This window comes from Thiomonas sp. (assembly GCF_054608695.1).
The window spans coordinates 14,790-30,167 of record NZ_JBTRXV010000019.1; the positions used below are offsets into that span (position 1 = coordinate 14,790).

Consider the following 15,378-nt stretch of genomic DNA (forward strand, 5'->3'; position numbering starts at 1 on the left):
GGTTGGCGGGTCGAGGCAACGGCCTAGGGGCCATCAAGCCGGGTTGAACTGCTCGAGAAAGCGCAAGTCGCCACTGTAAAACTGGCGCAGGTCACCCACGCCATAACGCAACATGGTCAGGCGCTCGATGCCGGAACCGAAAGCGAAGCCGATGTATTGCTCGGGATCCAGGCCGAAGTTGCGCACCACCGTGGGATGCACCTGCCCAGCGCCGGAAATTTCCAGCCAGCGGCCTTTGAGCGGGCCGCTGTCGAACATCATGTCGATTTCGGCCGAGGGTTCGGTGAAGGGGAAATAGGATGGCCGAAACCGCAGCGTGATGTCATCGCGCTCGAAAAACGTCTGCAGGAAATTGGTGTACACGCCCTTGAGGTCGGCCAGGGAAACACGCTCTCCAATCCACAGGCCTTCAAACTGGTGAAACATCGGCGAATGCGTGGCGTCACTGTCGACGCGGTAGGTGCGCCCAGGAGCAATCACCTTGATGTCGGGCATTGCACCTGTACCTGCTGCGTAACGCCGCACATGCGCCCGCGCATGCCGGACCTGCATCGGCGAGGTGTGCGTGCGCAACAGCAATGGCTGGCCGCGTTCGTCCTGCACGTCCACATAGAACGTGTCCTGCATCGACCTGGCAGGATGGTTCTGCGGCGAATTCAACGCCGTAAAGTTGGTCCAGTCGTCTTCGATTTCAGGGCCTTCGGCCACGGCAAAGCCGATGGAACTGAAGATCTCCTCGATCCGCATCCAGGAACGCACCACCGGATGCAGTCCACCGCCATGCTGGCCACGGCCCGGCAAGGTGACGTCGATGGCTTCGGCTGCGAGCTTGGCGTGCAACTCCAATTCCGCGAGGGCCGCGCGCCGTTGCTGCAAGGCAGATTCAATGCTCTGTTTGGCCAGATTGATGCTTGCGCCTTGCTCACGCTTGCGTTCAGGCGAGAGTTGCGACAAATCTTTCATCAGGGCCGTGATCGCCCCGGCTTTGCCAAGGTAGCGCGCCTTGGCGTTTTCCAACTCGGCAGGGTGCGAGATGGCCGCAAACTCCGTTTCGGCCCGATGCACCAGATCTTGCAATTCCGTCATGGCATGAAGACTCGTGTGAACGCACTACGACTGTGCTGCGAAGCGGCGAGAAAAAAGGCCCGGATTGACCAGGCCTTGGAATCGGGACGCCGGACGTGCCCCTGGGCACATCCGGTCGTTGAGCAGCACAGGGCTGCTGCAATCAGGCTCAGGCCAGCTGGGCCTTGACCTGTTCGACGATCTTGCCGAAGGCGATCGAGTCGTGCACAGCCATATCAGCCAGCACTTTGCGGTCGATTTCGATGGCGGCCTTTTTCATGCCGTTCATGAACACGCTGTAGCTCATGCCGCGCTCACGCACTGCCGCATTGATCCGCGTAATCCAGAGCGCGCGGAACACACGCTTCTTGGCACGACGGTCACGGTAGGCGTATTGGCCGGCCTTCATCACCGCCTGCTTGGCGATGCGGAAGACATTTTTACGGCGGCCGCGGAAACCCTTGGCCTGATCCAGAACTTTTTTGTGGCGGGCGCGAGCCGTTACACCACGTTTGACGCGAGGCATTTGATCACTCCTTCATCAGAAAAAACGCGAGAGCCCTGGAGCTCAAGCAAACGGCATCATCTGGGCGACATGGCCCATATTCGCCGCATGCACTTCGGTGGAGCCACGAAGATGACGTTTGTTCTTGGTTGTCTTCTTGGTGAGGATGTGACGCTTGAACGCCTGGCCACGCTTGACCGTGCCGCCTGGGCGGACACGAAAGCGCTTGGCGGCGCTTTTCTTGGTTTTCATCTTGGGCATTGATTGCTCCATTGAGGTTGACATGGTCGCAGGCGTCTGCCGAAGCAGCACTTGAGCCTGCGCTCACTTGTAATCAGCCAGCCCCGATGCTCCGGGAATCTGGCTGTGGACCGCACACAGGCAGCGCCTGCGCATCGGATGTCGAGCAGCTGAGCTGCTATTTTTTCTTGCGAGGCGACAGCACCATGATCATCTGCCGCCCTTCGAGTCTGGGCATTTGCTCGACCTGGCCATGCGGCTCGAGGTCGTCGCGTACACGCTCCAGCAAACGCATGCCAATGTCTTGGTGGGTGATTTCGCGGCCGCGAAAACGCAAGGAAACCTTGGCTTTATCCCCATCATCAAGAAACCGCTTCAAGTTCCTGATTTTAATCAGGTAATCGCCTTCATCAGTAGCCGGTCGGAACTTGACTTCCTTGATCTGGATTTGCTTTTGCTTGAGCTTGGCTTCGTGTGTTTTTTTCTGTTCCTGATACTTGAACTTGCCGTAATCCATCAAGCGGCAGACCGGGGGCACGGCCGTCGGTGCGATCTCGACCAGATCGACGCCGTGCTCTTCAGCCATGCGCAGCGCCTCGGTGATGGAGACGATGCCTAGGGCCTCGTTTTCCTCGCCGGTCAGGCGAACTTCCGGGACGGTGATTTCACGATTGAGGCGGTGGGCCCTTTTTTCCGGGGCATTACGGCTCTGTACAGTAGCGATGGTTCAACCTTTCAATGCTGAGAACAACTGTGCACCCCGGCTATTGCAAATCAGCCAGTTCCTGGAGCATTCTTTGGGAAAACTCGGACAGGGGAAGCACACCCAGGTCTTTGTTGCCACGCGCCCGCACTGCAACAGCCTGGGATGCGCGCTCCTTATCACCGACCACGAGCAGATAAGGAATTTTTTGCAACGAGTGTTCCCTAATTTTATAGGTGATTTTTTCGTTGCGCAAATCGGACGCAACTCTAAGGCCTTGTTTTTTCAGCGCTTGTGTCACTTCGGCTGCGTAGGCGGCGGAATCGTCGGTGATATTGAGCACCATGGCCTGCACCGGCGCGAGCCAAAGTGGCAAGGCTCCGGCATGGTGCTCGATCAACACGCCGATGAAACGCTCCATCGAACCGACGATGGCACGATGCAGCATGACGGGCCGCACGCGGGCCGAATGCTCGTCGACATAGCTCGCGTCGAGACGCTCGGGCATCATGAAATCAACCTGCATGGTGCCAACCTGCCAGGCGCGGCCGATCGAATCCTTCATGTGGTATTCGATCTTGGGGCCGTAGAAGGCGCCCTCGCCCGGCAGCTCGGTCCAACGCACACCGCAAGCCTTGAGCGCCGCGCGTAGCGCAGTTTCTGCCTTGTCCCAGACCGCATCGTCGCCAATGCGTTTTTCGGGTCGCAGGGCAATTTTCAGGCCGATCTCGGTGAAACCGAAATCACTGTAGACCTTCATGGCCTGCCGGTGAAAAGCGGTGACTTCGGATTCGATCTGATCTTCGGTACAGAAAATGTGCCCATCGTCCTGGGTGAAACCGCGCACCCGCAGCAGGCCGTGCAGCGCGCCCGATGGTTCGTTCCGGTGGCAGGCACCGAACTCGCCGTAGCGCAGCGGCAAGTCGCGATAGCTGCGCAAGCCCGTGTTGAAGACTTGCACATGGCCAGGGCAGTTCATCGGCTTGAGCGCGTACTCGCGCTTTTCCGACTCGGTGAAGAACATGTTCTCGGCGTAGTTGTCCCAGTGACCGGACCGCTTCCATAAGCTCACATCCAGCACCTGGGGGCAGCGAACTTCCTGGTAGCCGCTGTCACGGTAGACCTGGCGCATGTACTGCTCGACCGCCTGCCACAGCGCCCAGCCCTTGGGATGCCAAAAGGCGAGGCCCGGCGCTTCATCCTGGAAGTGGAACAGGTCGAGTTCTTTGCCCAGGCGACGGTGGTCGCGCTTCTCGGCTTCTTCCAATCGCTGCAGGTAGGCGGCCTGGTCTTCCTTGCGGGTCCAGGCCGTACCGTAAATGCGCTGCAACTGCTCATTGCGGTGGTCGCCACGCCAGTAGGCGCCGGCAAGCTTCATCAGCTTGAACACCTTGAGCTTGCCGGTGGAAGGGACATGCGGGCCGCGGCAAAGGTCGGTGAACCGGCCTTCGGTGTAGAGCGAGACATCTTCGCCTGCGGGGATGCTGGCGATGATTTCAGCCTTGTAGATCTCGCCCTGGTCCTTGAAAAAAGCGACGGCCTCGTCACGCGGCAAAACCCGACGCGACACGGGCTCGTCCTGCGCGGCAAGGGAAACCATCTTGGCTTCAATCGCCACCAGGTCTTCCGGGGTGAATGGCCGCTTGTAGGCAAAGTCGTAATAGAAGCCGTTTTCGATCACCGGGCCGATGGTGACCTGGGCTTGCGGGAACAATTCCTTCACCGCATAGGCCAGCAAATGGGCTGTGGAATGGCGAATAATGTCCAGCCCTTCCGCGTCCTTGTCGGTGACGATGGCCACTTGTGCGTCGTGGCTGAGGGTGTGGCTCAAGTCGACAAGACGGCCGTCAACCTTGCCTGCGAGCGCCGCTTTGGCTAGCCCCGGACCAATGGAAGCAGCGATTTGCGCGAGCGTGACGTCACCATCGAAGTGACGAACAGAGCCGTCGGGAAGCGTGATTTGAGGCATGGCGTGTGACTCTGGAAATGAAAAAGTGCGGTCAAGCCGCACTTTCAGTAGCCCCTGGAAGGAGCCGCGCGAACCTAACCCTGTTGTTCAAGGCTTGGGGCAAGTTCGCGGTGTCATAACCATGGTGTCGCAGTTATTGTGTGTGCGCAAGTTCGCGGGGAAGCTCGCAGAAAGACTGGTAGGCGGTATTGGAATCGAACCAACGACCTCTTGCATGTCAAGCAAGCGCTCTAACCATCTGAGCTAACCGCCTGGGAACCTAAAATCTTAGCATGAGCTGCCTCAACGTCGTGCCGCTCTGCGCACGCCTTTGACGTCGCGCAGCATGCCCAGGGCATGTTGCAAACCCTCCAGTCCAAGCAGCTCCACGGTGAACAACATGTGCGCAACATCGCCGCGGCTCTGGGTCTGCACACCGATGACGTTGATTTTTTCTTTCGAAAACACTTCGGAAATGTCGCGCAGCAGGCCCTGCCGATCCGAGGCCTCGACGATCAGGTCGACTGGATAGACGGCATTGCTGCGCACGCCCCAGGTGACGGGAATGACGCGCTCAGGATGCTGGCGGGTGAGGTTGCGTGCATTCGGGCAATCGACCCGATGCACCGAGACGCCGCGCCCGCGGGTGACGAAGCCGCAAATGGCATCGGGCGGGGCTGGTTTGCAGCATTTGGCGAGTTGCGTGAGCAAGGCATCGACGCCGACCACCAGCACGCCCGCATGTTGCTGGGGCTTGGGTGGCTTGAGCGGAAGGTCGATGTCGGCTTCGGTCGGATGGCTTGCGTCCTGTCCGCGCAGATGGGTTTCAATCTGACGCAGGGACAAGGCATCGCTACCCACGCGCTCGAACAGTTGTTCGGGGCTACGAAATCCGAGTCCGGCGGCCAGTTCCTGCAAGTTCACGCCGGTCTTGCCCTCGCGCTGCAGCAGCTTTTCGACCTGCGCACGGCCGCTGGTCAACGTTTGCTCGATGACCTGGGCGTTGAACCAGGCACGCACCTTGGCTCGCGCACGCTGGGTTTGCAGAAAACCGAGTTCGGGGTTGAGCCAGTCACGTGACGGGCCGCCTTGTTTGGCGACGACAATATCCACCGTCTGCCCGCTGCGCAAGGGCGTGGTCAAAGGGACGAGCGCACCATCCACGCGAGCACCGCGGCAGCGGTGCCCCATGTCGGTGTGCACGGCGTAGGCGAAGTCCACCGGGGTTGAGCCGCTGGCCAGTTCGACGATGCGGGCCTGGGGCGTGAGCACGTAGATGCGGTCGTCGAACAACTTGGCGGCGCTGCTGCTCAATGGATCTGTGTGCACTGGCATTCCGCGCTCAACCAGTTCCCGCTGCAGCGATAGCAGTTGACGCGCCAAGGCAATCTTGGCGTCGTATTCCGAGGCGGCCAAAACACCTCGATAGCCCTGCACGCCAGCTTCCTTGTAGGCCCAGTGCGCGGCAAACCCTTGCTCGGCATGGTCGTGCATCTCCTGGGTACGGATCTGGATTTCGATGGGCACGTTTCCAGGGCCATGAACCACGGTGTGCAGCGATTGGTAGCCGTTGGGTTTGGGTTTGGCGATGTAGTCGTCGTACTCGGTGTCGACCGGTGTCCAGAGCGAGTGCACCGTGCTGAGCGCGGCATAGCAGGCATCGACCGATGGCACGATGACGCGAAGCGCAAGCAGATCCATCACCTCATCGATCCCGAGCGACTTGCCTTGCATCTTGCGCCAGATGCTGTAGATGTGTTTGCTGCGCCCGCTGATCTGGGCACGGTGGCCCTGTTCGGCCAGCGCGAGGCGCAATTGCTGCCCCGCTTCGGCGATGAGGGCTTCGCGCTGTGCCCCATGTTGTTCGAGCCAGCGCGCAATGCGGGCATAAGCCTGCGGCTGGGCGAAGCGAAAAGCGAGGTCTTCAATTTCCCACTTGAGCGACCACAGACCCAGCCGGTTGGCCAGCGGCGCATAGACCTCCAGGGACTCCTGGGTGAATTCGGTGGTCGGCTGTCGATCACAACCGGCGTAGTAGCGCAGCGATTGCAAGCGAGACGCCAGGCGCAGCATGACCACGCGCAAGTCCTGCGAGAAAGCGAGCAAGAGGCGGCGCATCAACTCCTGGTGATGCGCCGCCTCTTGCGCGGTTTCCTGCTCCGACACGCCACGGGCGACGCGGAACACATCGACCAGTTTGCGGTTTTCCATCGCCAGCACGGCGAGTTCGCGGCCGAAGGCCTTGGTCAATTGCTCTTCGGGCTTGGCGAGTTGCGTGGCTGCCTGGCTGAGATAGGCGGCGGCTTGGGACTGGGCGTCGGCGCCGATGGCGCTCAGAATGCGGCAGGCGCCATCCGCATGCAGCAAGACCGGCTCGCCGGTTTCCATCTCCACGCCACCCAGCAAGGCCGATGCGAACGCCCGCGCTTTGGTTTGCAGCTCGGGGGCCGCGTCAGCGACACGTGAGCCAGGCGTACCCAGCGGCACTGGCTCAAGGGACAAGTCAGGCAACATGGGCTGCCAGGTGTCGGCTGAGAAAGGCGTCGACGGCCGCAATCTGGTCGGCGTGGACGAGTGTCGCCGCGTGCCCCACCCCAGCCAGTTCGATGAGGCTGGCTTTCGGGCCGCGCTCGGTCATGGCGAGCGCTGTGGGTCGGGCCAAGATATCGGAATCCGCCCCGCGCAACACCAGCGTCGGCGCGGCGATGCTGTCATACAAGGCCCAGAGTGCCGCTTCCCCAGCCCGTGCGGCCTCAGGCGTGCTTTGCGCCATGGGGGCACGAATGCTGGGGTCGTAGTGCAGACGCCAGCCGCCCTCGTGCGGCACGACCATCGGACGACTGAGTTCCAGCCACTCCTCGTCCGTATGAGGGCCGAAGCCGGCGGAGATGGACGCGAGATAGGTGGCTGCGTCGGCCACGGTGGCGAACGCATTGGGTTGGCCGACGTAGCTGCCAATGCGCTGCAAGCCACCCGGCGCGATGGACGGGCCGATGTCATTGAGCACCAATGCGTCGATGGGGCTGCGCTTCAGGCCGGCAAGCCCCATGCCGATGAGCCCTCCCATGGATGTACCCACCCAGCCGACGCGCCGCGCCTTCAGCCGCGCCAGCAGGGTGACCATGTCGGCGACGTATTGCGGCAGTTGGTAGAGCATGGGCTGCTCCAGCCAGTCCGACTTGCCGCGACCGACCACGTCAGGGCAGATCACCCGGAAGCGGTTCTGCAAGGCCCGCGCGAGTTGGTCAAAATCGCGTCCTTGCCGGGACAGGCCATGCACGCAGACCACCACGTCAGGGTTGTCGGGCGCGCCCCATTCCCAATAAGCCATGCGGTGCAGACCACCGGCATGCAGGCACTGCACGAAGTCGAGCCTGGGCTGGCTTGGGTCGGTCATGGTGGCGCTCGCAAGGTCTGAGGTCGATGGCTGCGGGATTTGATCTTAGACCGTGGCATGGTTCCGTGTGATCCCCCGGCCCGACCCATCAACCTGAATACACTGACGAGTCACCCGATCGAGAACGCCGATTGGCCTACGGATTGCAGCGACCCCGCGCCAGCTGGATTCGCCCGCACCGTCGCGCCGAACATCATGACAAATCCCATCATTCCCAGCCCCTATGAAGACTTGCTGCGCGAGGTGATGCGCGGCGGTGCCGACAAGGCCGACCGCACAGGAACTGGAACGCGCAGCCTGTTCGGTGCGCAACTGCGTTTCGATTTGCGCCAGGGGTTTCCGCTGGTGACGACCAAGAAAGTGCACCTCAAGAGCATCATCGTCGAGCTTCTCTGGTTTCTGCGTGGTGACAGCAACGTGCGTTTCTTGCATGAGCATGGCGTCACCATCTGGGACGAGTGGGCCGATGCCAACGGCGAACTTGGCCCGGTTTACGGCGTGCAGTGGCGCGCCTGGCCGGCGCCAGATGGGCGCCAGATCGACCAGATCGCCCAACTCGTCGAGGGCCTGAAGCGCAATCCGGATTCGCGCCGTCATCTCGTCAGTGCGTGGAATGTCGGCCAAATTGGCGAGATGGCGCTGCCGCCCTGCCACCTGCTGTTCCAGTTCTATGTGGGCCCGCCGGGGCAAGCCGGTGGCCGGCCGCAGCTCAGTTGCCAGCTCTACCAGCGCAGTGCCGATCTTTTCCTCGGCGTGCCGTTCAACATCGCCAGCTACGCGCTGCTCACGCATATGGTGGCGCAGCAATGCGACATGGATGCGGGCGATTTCATCTGGACCGGTGGCGATTGCCACATCTATCACAACCATTTCGAGCAAGTGCGCCTGCAGCTTTCGCGCCCGCCCCTCCCCGCGCCGGTGCTGCGCATCCAGCGCAAGCCCGGCAGCCTGTTCGACTACACCTTGGCAGACTTTGAGGTGCTGGATTACCGCCATCACCCAGCCATCAAGGCGCCGGTCGCGATCTGAGACATCCCCGTGCCAATCCCTCAACATCAAAACACCGGGCCGCGCGTGGCCATCATTGCCGCAGTGGCCCATAACCAGGTCATTGGGCGCGGCCACGCGCTCATCTGGCATCTGCCGGCAGACTTGGCGCATTTCAAGCGCGTCACCCTCGGTCACCCCATCCTGATGGGGCGCAAGACCTGGGAATCCATCGGCAGGCCGCTCCCGGGCAGGCGCAATGTGGTCATCAGCCGCGATGCCGATTTCATCGCGCCTGGTGCTGAAACCTCGACCTCGCTGTCGGACGCCATGAGCATCTGCGCCGAAGCACCCGAAGTCTTCATCGTCGGCGGTGCCAAAATCTATGCCCAGGCCATCCCGCTGGCGCAACAACTGTGGCTGACCGAGATTCACGCCGAGCCGCAGGGCGACGTGTATTTTCCGGCCTGGAACCGCGACGCCTTCGTCGAAGTCAGCCGCGATCCGCATCCCGCCCAGGGCAATCTCCCCGCGTTCGACTTCGTCCTTTACGAACGCAAAGCTTGATGCCACAAAAAAGCCGCCCCTTGGGGCGGCTTGAGCCGAATGCCAAACGATGCAGCTTTACAGCTTGCGCGTCATCATGAAGCGGTCGAACTCATTCTCGGCAATGCGGAACCAGAGAATGTCGTCGTTGCGGAACTTGGCCCAGTCGGTGTAGACCTTCTTCCAATTCGCATTGCTGCTCGACAACTCGGCATACAGCTCATTGGCCGCCTTGTAGGCACTTTCCATCACGTCCTTGGGGAAAGGCTGCAGCTTGGCCCCCTTGCCCACCAGTTCGCGCAGCGCATTGGGGTTGCGCGCGTCGTACATGGCTTGCATGTTGACATGAGCGTGTGAAGCAGCCAATTCGACGGCAGCCTTGTAGTCGTTGGGCAGCGCGCTCCAGGCCTTGGTGTTGACGAACAGATCCAACTCGGGACCGCCTTCCCACCAACCGGGGTAAAGGTAGTTCTTGGCGACCTTGTAGAAGCCGAGTTTCAGGTCGTCATAAGGACCGATCCACTCCGCTGCATCGATGGTTCCCTTTTCCAGCGAAGGATAGATATCGCCGCCAGGGATGTTCTGCGGAATCACGCCGATGCGCTCCATCACCTTGCCGGCGAAGCCGCCGATGCGCATTTTCAAGCCCTTCATGTCGGCCAGGCTCTTGATGGGCTTGCGGAACCAGCCGCCCATTTGCGCGCCGGTGTTGCCCATGGGGAAGTTGATGATGTTGTAGCCGGCGTAGAACTCGCGCATGAGCTTCAGGCCATTGCCCTGATACATCCAGGCCGTCATTTGGCGCGAATTCATGCCGAAGGGCACGGCGCAACCCAGCGCGAAGGTCGGGTCTTTGCCGAAAAAGTAATACGGCGCGGTGTGGCAGCACTCAACCGTGCCCTGCTGCACGGCATCGACCACGCCGAAGGGCGGAACGAGTTCACCGCCGGCATGCACCGAAATTTCAAACTTGCCGTCGGTGGCTTCCTTCACCTTCTGCGAGAAGATGCTGGCCGCACCGAAAATCGTGTCGAGCGAATTGGGAAAGCTTGAAGCCAGGCGCCAGCGCACGGTTTGCTGCGCCATCACGGCGGCCGGGGCCGTGCCAGCGGCAAGAATGCCTGCCAGACCAGCATGTTTGACGAATGAACGACGTTCCATCGTGGAGTCTCCCTCAAAAGTTGTGAAGTGATTTGCAGTCTCGGTACTCGTCTCGTACAGATTGACGCTCATTGTATTGACTGGTTACAACAAAATTGCCCTCTGGCTTACCCGAAGATCAGCCTCGGAAATGATGAAGGTGATCAGTCGTGTGAGTCGCCCGGCAAGCCCGGGCGGCGCGTTCAGCTGCCGGCCACAGTCATGGCATCCAGAAGAATGGAGCCCGTTGATCTGCTGCCGCTTTGGTAGACGTCAGCTCCCACGGCTGCAATGCCCAGGAGCATGTCGCGCAAGTTCCCGGCGATGGTGATTTCCTGCACGGGGTATTGAATGACGCCGCCATCCACCCAGAAACCCATGACGCCACGGGAATAGTCGCCGGTCACGTAATTCACGCCATGGCCCATGAGTTCGATGACCAAGAGGCCGCGATGCATCTTGCGCAACATGGCCGCCAGATCGTCATCAGGCCGGGTCAGCCGGCTGGTGAGCATCAGGTTGTGCGGACCGCCGGCATTGCCTGTGGTCGGCATGCCGAGTTTGCGCCCGGAATAGGTGGAAAGAAAATAGCCTTCCAGCCGCCCGGCTTTCACCACGCGGCGGGCACTTGTGCGTACACCCTCGTCGTCGAATGGCGCGGTGCCCATGCCGTCCGCAACCTTGGGATCCTCGGCCAGGTCAAGGTGCTTGGCCATCACCGGCTTGCCGAGATGGTCGACCAGAAATGAGGCCTTGCGGTACAGCATGCCACCGCTTGCCGCATGCACCAGCGAGCCGATGAGCCCTGCGGCGATGGGCGCCTCGAACAACACCGGATACTGCCCGGTTGGCAGTTTGCGGGCGCGCAAGCGCGACAGCGCGCGCTCGGCGGCGTAACGGCCCACCACTTCGGGCGATGCCAACTCCGACGCCCGGCGCTTGCTGCTGTACCAGTAGTCGCGCTGCATATCGTTGCCCCGTCCGGCGATGGGCACGCAGGACAGGCTGTGGCGCGTGGTGGCATAGCCATTGGAGAAGCCGCGCGAGTTGGCGAGCACGAAATGCATGTGCTGGGCCGAGACGCTGGCTCCCTCGCTGTTGCGGATGCGGCCATCGGTGGCGAATGCTGCGTCCTCGGAGCGGCGTGCCAGTTCGGCAGCGTCTTCCACCGAGATATCCCAAGGGTGGTTGAGCTGCGGGTCGCGTACTGCCTTCGCCAGCAACTCGGGCTCGGGCAGACCGGCGCAATCGTCTTCGGCGGTGTAGCGCGCAATGTCGAAAGCGGCAAGTGCCGTACGGCGTATCGCTGCAGGGGAAAAGTCCGAGGTACTCGCATGCCCCTTGCGCCGGCCTGCGTAAACCGTGATGTCGAGCCCCTTGTCGGTGTTGTGCTCAACCTGCTCCACCTTGCCACGGCGCACATTCACACTCAAGCCCTGGCCTTCGGACACCTCGACCGCCGCGTCGCTGGCGCCGGCGCTGCGAGCCTCGGCCAACGCCAACGCTGCCAAGTCTTGAAATTGAGATTTGGAAAAGGAAAATTGGCCCACATTGAACCTTTGTTTGGAACGGAAAGTGTCGAGTTGACGCAAGCCCTGTTCTTGTGAAAACCAGAGCAACGATGCGATGCGACAGAACAGCGAACGATAATACGAGCCGATGAAATCCCCGCCCTTCCATCACACCACCCCGCATGCTGCGGATGCTTCGTCGGCAGACGACGCAGGCCCCAGCAAGAGCCAGCTCAAACGCGAGATGCAGGCCTTGCAGGACTTGGGGGAGCGCCTGGCTGCCCTCCCCAATCACCGCATCGACCTGCTCGACGTACCCGCAGCGCTGCGCGACGCACTGCGTGAACTGACGCGCATTCATGCCCACGAAGGACGCAGGCGGCATGCCCAGTACATCGGCAAACTGATGCGCAAGGTCGACCCGGAACCCCTGCGCCAGGCCTTGCTCGACGCAACGGGCGAGAACCGCGAGGCCGTGGCCCGCATGCACCTGCTCGAAGACTGGCGCACACGCCTGCTGCAGGGCGACGACGCGCTCACCGCCTTCATGCAGGAACACCCTCACGCCGACGCCCAGGCGCTGCGCCAGCTGGTGCGCGCGACGCGCGCGGAACAAGCCGCAGGCAAACCGCCGCGCCAGTATCGGGCGCTCTATCAAACCCTCAAAACCCTGCTCGAGCCGCAAGACGATGAACCCGACGACCTCTGAGATCCAGTCCGCAGCCCTCGACGGCCTGCACATCGGCCTGGTTTCCGTCAGCGACCGTGCTTCCAGCGGCGTGTACCTCGACCAAGGCCTGCCGGCCCTGCGCGAATGGCTGGGCCGCGCCTTGCGCAACCCGGTGCATTACACCGAACGGCTGATTCCCGACGAGCGCGCAGAAATCTCCCAAGCCTTGCGCGAACTGGTGGACGACCTTGGCTGCCATCTGGTGCTGACCACCGGCGGCACGGGTCCGGCTGTGCGCGACGTCACGCCGGAGGCCACCATGGATGTCGCCGACAAACTCATGCCAGGCTTTGGCGAGGAAATGCGGCGCATCAGCCTGAACTTCGTCCCGACGGCGATTTTGTCGCGCCAGGTCGCGGTCATTCGCAAAACCTGCCTGATTCTCAACCTGCCAGGCCAGCCGAAGTCCATCCGCGAGACCCTCGAAGGCCTGCGCAATGCCGAAGGGGCCGTGACGGTTCGCGGCGTGTTTGCCGCAGTGCCCTACTGCGTCGACCTGATCGGTGGGCCGTATCTGGAATGCGATCCAGCCGTGTGCGACGCCTTCCGCCCGAAATCTGCTCAGCGGCCCAAAGGCTGAACTCGCAGCATCGCCGGATTTCAATCGCAGCGGAAAACCTTGCATGACGTCCGGATGGGTTCACGTCTACGATATGCTTGGAATGTTTATCGCCTGCAACAACAACGCGAGCGGTAGTTCAAGCTCGAGCAGGCTACCAGCCCCCTGAAACGCGGAGACAGCCATGCACAAATCCAAGCAGTTGAACAAATCCCTCGTCGCACTGTTACTCGGCGCCTTGGCGCTGGGAACGGCCGCCCAAGCCAGTGCAACCACCCTCAGCGTCCTTGCAGCCGGAACCCTGGGGAAGACCTTCAGAGAGGCGGCGAAAGGCTTCGAGAAGTTACACCCCGGCGTGACCGTGGAGCCCCAATTCGGCGGTAGCGTGAAAATGGTCAAAATGGTGACCCAGTTGCACACCCCGGCGGATGTCGTGGCCGTGGCCGACTACTCGGTCATCCCCAAATACATGTACGCCAAGGGTGACCAGGCCGCGACTGCGGACTGGTCGATCGGCTTTCTGCGCAACGCCATCACCTTCGTCTACACGCCCAAAAGCAAGGATGCCGGCAAGATCAACGCCAGCAATTGGTATCAGGTCTTGAGTCAGCCCGGCGTGCAGATCGGCCGCTCCAACCCGAACACCGATCCTTCCGGCTACCAGACCCTGCAAATGCTCGACCTGGCTTCGAGCTACTACCACGATCCGCAACTCGAGCAGAAGGTGCTGGCGAACGCGCCCACAACCAATATGCGCGATACCGAGACCGACCTGATCGCCGCACTGCAACTCGGCCAGATCGACTACCTCGCCATCTACCAGTCGGACGCGCTGCAGCATCACCTGGAGTCGATCCGGTTGCCCGCGCAGATCAACCTGAGCGATCCGAAGTACGCCGCGGACTACGCCAAGAGCACGGCCGAAACTGCGAACGGCGCATTGCCCGGCAGGCCCATTGTCTATGCGCTGACGATTCCAACCGGAGCCCCTCACCCCAAACTGGCTGCCGAGTTCATTGCCTATCTGCTCGGCCCGCAAGGCCAGAAGTTGATTGCGCAAAATGGCTTCACGCCGGTGCACCCAGCCTATGCGCAATACGCCGCCAAAATGCCCGCATCCTTGCGCAAAATGACGGTTGCATGGCCCGGGCAGTGACCTGCGACGCCACCATTCCGGCGCGCAGGCTGACGCCCGGGCTTAGGACGTCGACCTCGAAGCCATCATGACATCGCGCCGCGGATTGATGTTCTGGATTTTCTGGCTCTCGGGCTGCCTGGTCCTGAGCTTCATCTCGTTGCCACTGCTGGCGCTGCTTCTGCGGCCAACGCTCGGGCAACTGCGCGACGCTGCCATGCACGCCGGCATTCGCGATTCGTTTTTGCTGAGTCTGGAAGGCGCGGCGCTGGCAACATCCCTCTCCATGCTGTTCGGCTTGCCGCTTGCATATGTGCTGGCTCGCCAGAGCTTTCGCGGCAAAGCGGTGGTCGAAGCCATGGTCGATTTGCCGCTCACCATTCCCCACACCATTGCCGGAATCGCCTTGCTCCTGGTGTTTTCGCGCAATGGCTGGCTCGGCCCCGCCGCCGCCAGCATTGGCCTGACGTTCTGGGGCACGTTCGCCGGCGTGGTTCTGGCCATGGCTTATGTTGGCCTGCCCTACGCCGTGAACGCCGCGCGTGTCGGCTTCGAGGCGGTCGATCCACGCATCGAGAAGGCGGCGCGCAGCCTGGGCGCGGGGCCATGGGCCACGTTCTACCGTGTCAGCATGCCCCTGGCTTGGCGTGGTGTGATGACGGGGCTGACGCTTTGCTTTGCGCGTGCCATTGGCGAGTTTGCCGCCGTGGTTCTGCTCGCCTACTATCCGATGACGGCGCCCGTGAAAATCTACGACCTGTTCCTCCAGGCCGGTCTGAACGAATCGGTGGCTGCCTCGGTCCTGTTCCTCGTCATCGTGCTCGGCCTGTTCTGGGCTCTGCGTCTGCTGGCTTATGGACGCCACTCGGACCGCCGCGTCGAACCTGCTGCGGCGCGATGAATTGACAACGC

15 protein-coding genes and 1 tRNA gene are annotated in these 15,378 nt (G+C 61.7%); 6 read left to right on the top strand and 10 right to left on the bottom strand.

The annotated features are described in order from the left end of the window. Positions 1-33 precede the first annotated feature (33 nt). From pheS to ACYCUK_RS09055, 8 genes are all read right to left on the bottom strand, one after another. Positions 34-1,086 (bottom strand): phenylalanine--tRNA ligase subunit alpha, encoded by a 1,053-nt coding sequence (pheS, locus tag ACYCUK_RS09020; protein ID WP_461594452.1) that lies wholly within the window; start codon positions 1,084-1,086, stop codon positions 34-36. A 148-nt stretch (positions 1,087-1,234) separates the two neighbouring features. Then, positions 1,235-1,591 carry a 50S ribosomal protein L20 gene (gene rplT / locus ACYCUK_RS09025; RefSeq protein ID WP_461594453.1) on the bottom strand — a complete coding sequence of 119 codons (357 nt, stop codon included), beginning with the start codon at positions 1,589-1,591 and terminating at the stop codon, positions 1,235-1,237. 42 nt (positions 1,592-1,633) lie between these two features. Continuing rightward, the gene (gene rpmI, locus ACYCUK_RS09030; RefSeq protein ID WP_461594454.1) at positions 1,634-1,831 is read right to left on the bottom strand and encodes a 50S ribosomal protein L35; all 198 of its coding nucleotides are present in this window, start codon (positions 1,829-1,831) and stop codon (positions 1,634-1,636) included. 157 nt (positions 1,832-1,988) lie between these two features. Further along, positions 1,989-2,534: a translation initiation factor IF-3 gene (gene infC, locus ACYCUK_RS09035; protein WP_461594485.1), complete on the bottom strand. Its 546-nt coding sequence runs from the start codon at positions 2,532-2,534 to the stop codon at positions 1,989-1,991. 40 nt (positions 2,535-2,574) lie between these two features. Beyond that, the gene (gene thrS, locus ACYCUK_RS09040) at positions 2,575-4,482 is read right to left on the bottom strand and encodes a threonine--tRNA ligase (protein WP_461594455.1); all 1,908 of its coding nucleotides are present in this window, start codon (positions 4,480-4,482) and stop codon (positions 2,575-2,577) included. A 176-nt stretch (positions 4,483-4,658) separates the two neighbouring features. Beyond that, positions 4,659-4,735, bottom strand: a tRNA-Val gene (locus tag ACYCUK_RS09045). Between the two features lie 29 nt (positions 4,736-4,764). Next, positions 4,765-6,975: a RelA/SpoT family protein gene (locus ACYCUK_RS09050; protein ID WP_461594456.1), complete on the bottom strand. Its 2,211-nt coding sequence runs from the start codon at positions 6,973-6,975 to the stop codon at positions 4,765-4,767. Continuing rightward, the gene (locus tag ACYCUK_RS09055) at positions 6,965-7,858 is read right to left on the bottom strand and encodes an alpha/beta fold hydrolase (protein ID WP_461594457.1); all 894 of its coding nucleotides are present in this window, start codon (positions 7,856-7,858) and stop codon (positions 6,965-6,967) included. The genes ACYCUK_RS09050 and ACYCUK_RS09055 overlap by 11 nt, the downstream gene beginning before the upstream one ends. 195 nt (positions 7,859-8,053) lie before the next feature. Between ACYCUK_RS09055 and ACYCUK_RS09060 the strand changes: the two genes are divergently transcribed. Both ACYCUK_RS09060 and ACYCUK_RS09065 read left to right on the top strand, forming a co-directional pair. After that, positions 8,054-8,887: a thymidylate synthase gene (locus ACYCUK_RS09060; protein ID WP_461594458.1), complete on the top strand. Its 834-nt coding sequence runs from the start codon at positions 8,054-8,056 to the stop codon at positions 8,885-8,887. Positions 8,888-8,896: 9 nt separating this feature from the next. After that, on the top strand, positions 8,897-9,412 hold the full coding sequence (locus ACYCUK_RS09065; protein ID WP_461594459.1) for a dihydrofolate reductase: 516 nt from the start codon (positions 8,897-8,899) through the stop codon (positions 9,410-9,412). A gap of 57 nt (positions 9,413-9,469) precedes the next feature. Here ACYCUK_RS09065 and ACYCUK_RS09070 read toward each other — a convergent pair whose 3' ends face one another. Both ACYCUK_RS09070 and pmbA read right to left on the bottom strand, forming a co-directional pair. Next, positions 9,470-10,552, bottom strand: a complete 1,083-nt coding sequence (locus ACYCUK_RS09070; protein ID WP_461594460.1) for a TRAP transporter substrate-binding protein — start codon at positions 10,550-10,552, stop codon at positions 9,470-9,472. A gap of 182 nt (positions 10,553-10,734) precedes the next feature. Next, positions 10,735-12,081: a metalloprotease PmbA gene (gene pmbA, locus ACYCUK_RS09075; protein ID WP_461594461.1), complete on the bottom strand. Its 1,347-nt coding sequence runs from the start codon at positions 12,079-12,081 to the stop codon at positions 10,735-10,737. Positions 12,082-12,190: 109 nt separating this feature from the next. Between pmbA and yjgA the strand changes: the two genes are divergently transcribed. The 4 genes from yjgA (at position 12,191) to ACYCUK_RS09095 (ending at position 15,367) form a co-directional block, all read left to right on the top strand. Beyond that, positions 12,191-12,751, top strand: coding sequence for a ribosome biogenesis factor YjgA (gene yjgA, locus ACYCUK_RS09080; protein WP_461594462.1), 561 nt, complete (start codon positions 12,191-12,193; stop codon positions 12,749-12,751). Beyond that, a complete protein-coding gene (mog, locus tag ACYCUK_RS09085; protein ID WP_112486569.1) occupies positions 12,732-13,352 on the top strand; it encodes a molybdopterin adenylyltransferase in 621 nt (206 codons plus the stop codon). Before yjgA ends, mog begins: the two co-directional genes overlap by 20 nt. A gap of 163 nt (positions 13,353-13,515) precedes the next feature. Next, complete coding sequence (locus ACYCUK_RS09090) at positions 13,516-14,487, top strand: extracellular solute-binding protein (protein ID WP_461594463.1); 972 nt, start codon at positions 13,516-13,518, stop codon at positions 14,485-14,487. A 67-nt stretch (positions 14,488-14,554) separates the two neighbouring features. Further along, complete coding sequence (locus ACYCUK_RS09095; RefSeq protein ID WP_461594464.1) at positions 14,555-15,367, top strand: ABC transporter permease; 813 nt, start codon at positions 14,555-14,557, stop codon at positions 15,365-15,367. The last annotated feature ends 11 nt before the right edge of the window (positions 15,368-15,378 follow it).

What these genes read in the sequence shown, in the direction of transcription:
- pheS (WP_461594452.1), bottom strand. Translation starts at nt 1,086, where the DNA reads ATGACGGAATTGCAAGATCTGGTGCATCGGGCCGAAACGGAGTTTGCG.
- rplT (WP_461594453.1), bottom strand. Translation starts at nt 1,591, where the DNA reads ATGCCTCGCGTCAAACGTGGTGTAACGGCTCGCGCCCGCCACAAAAAA.
- rpmI (WP_461594454.1), bottom strand. Translation starts at nt 1,831, where the DNA reads ATGCCCAAGATGAAAACCAAGAAAAGCGCCGCCAAGCGCTTTCGTGTC.
- thrS (WP_461594455.1), bottom strand. Translation starts at nt 4,482, where the DNA reads ATGCCTCAAATCACGCTTCCCGACGGCTCTGTTCGTCACTTCGATGGT.
- ACYCUK_RS09050 (WP_461594456.1), bottom strand. Translation starts at nt 6,975, where the DNA reads ATGTTGCCTGACTTGTCCCTTGAGCCAGTGCCGCTGGGTACGCCTGGC.
- ACYCUK_RS09055 (WP_461594457.1), bottom strand. Translation starts at nt 7,858, where the DNA reads ATGACCGACCCAAGCCAGCCCAGGCTCGACTTCGTGCAGTGCCTGCAT.
- ACYCUK_RS09060 (WP_461594458.1), top strand. Translation starts at nt 8,054, where the DNA reads ATGACAAATCCCATCATTCCCAGCCCCTATGAAGACTTGCTGCGCGAG.
- ACYCUK_RS09070 (WP_461594460.1), bottom strand. Translation starts at nt 10,552, where the DNA reads ATGGAACGTCGTTCATTCGTCAAACATGCTGGTCTGGCAGGCATTCTT.
- yjgA (WP_461594462.1), top strand. Translation starts at nt 12,191, where the DNA reads ATGAAATCCCCGCCCTTCCATCACACCACCCCGCATGCTGCGGATGCT.
- mog (WP_112486569.1), top strand. Translation starts at nt 12,732, where the DNA reads ATGAACCCGACGACCTCTGAGATCCAGTCCGCAGCCCTCGACGGCCTG.
- ACYCUK_RS09090 (WP_461594463.1), top strand. Translation starts at nt 13,516, where the DNA reads ATGCACAAATCCAAGCAGTTGAACAAATCCCTCGTCGCACTGTTACTC.
- ACYCUK_RS09095 (WP_461594464.1), top strand. Translation starts at nt 14,555, where the DNA reads ATGACATCGCGCCGCGGATTGATGTTCTGGATTTTCTGGCTCTCGGGC.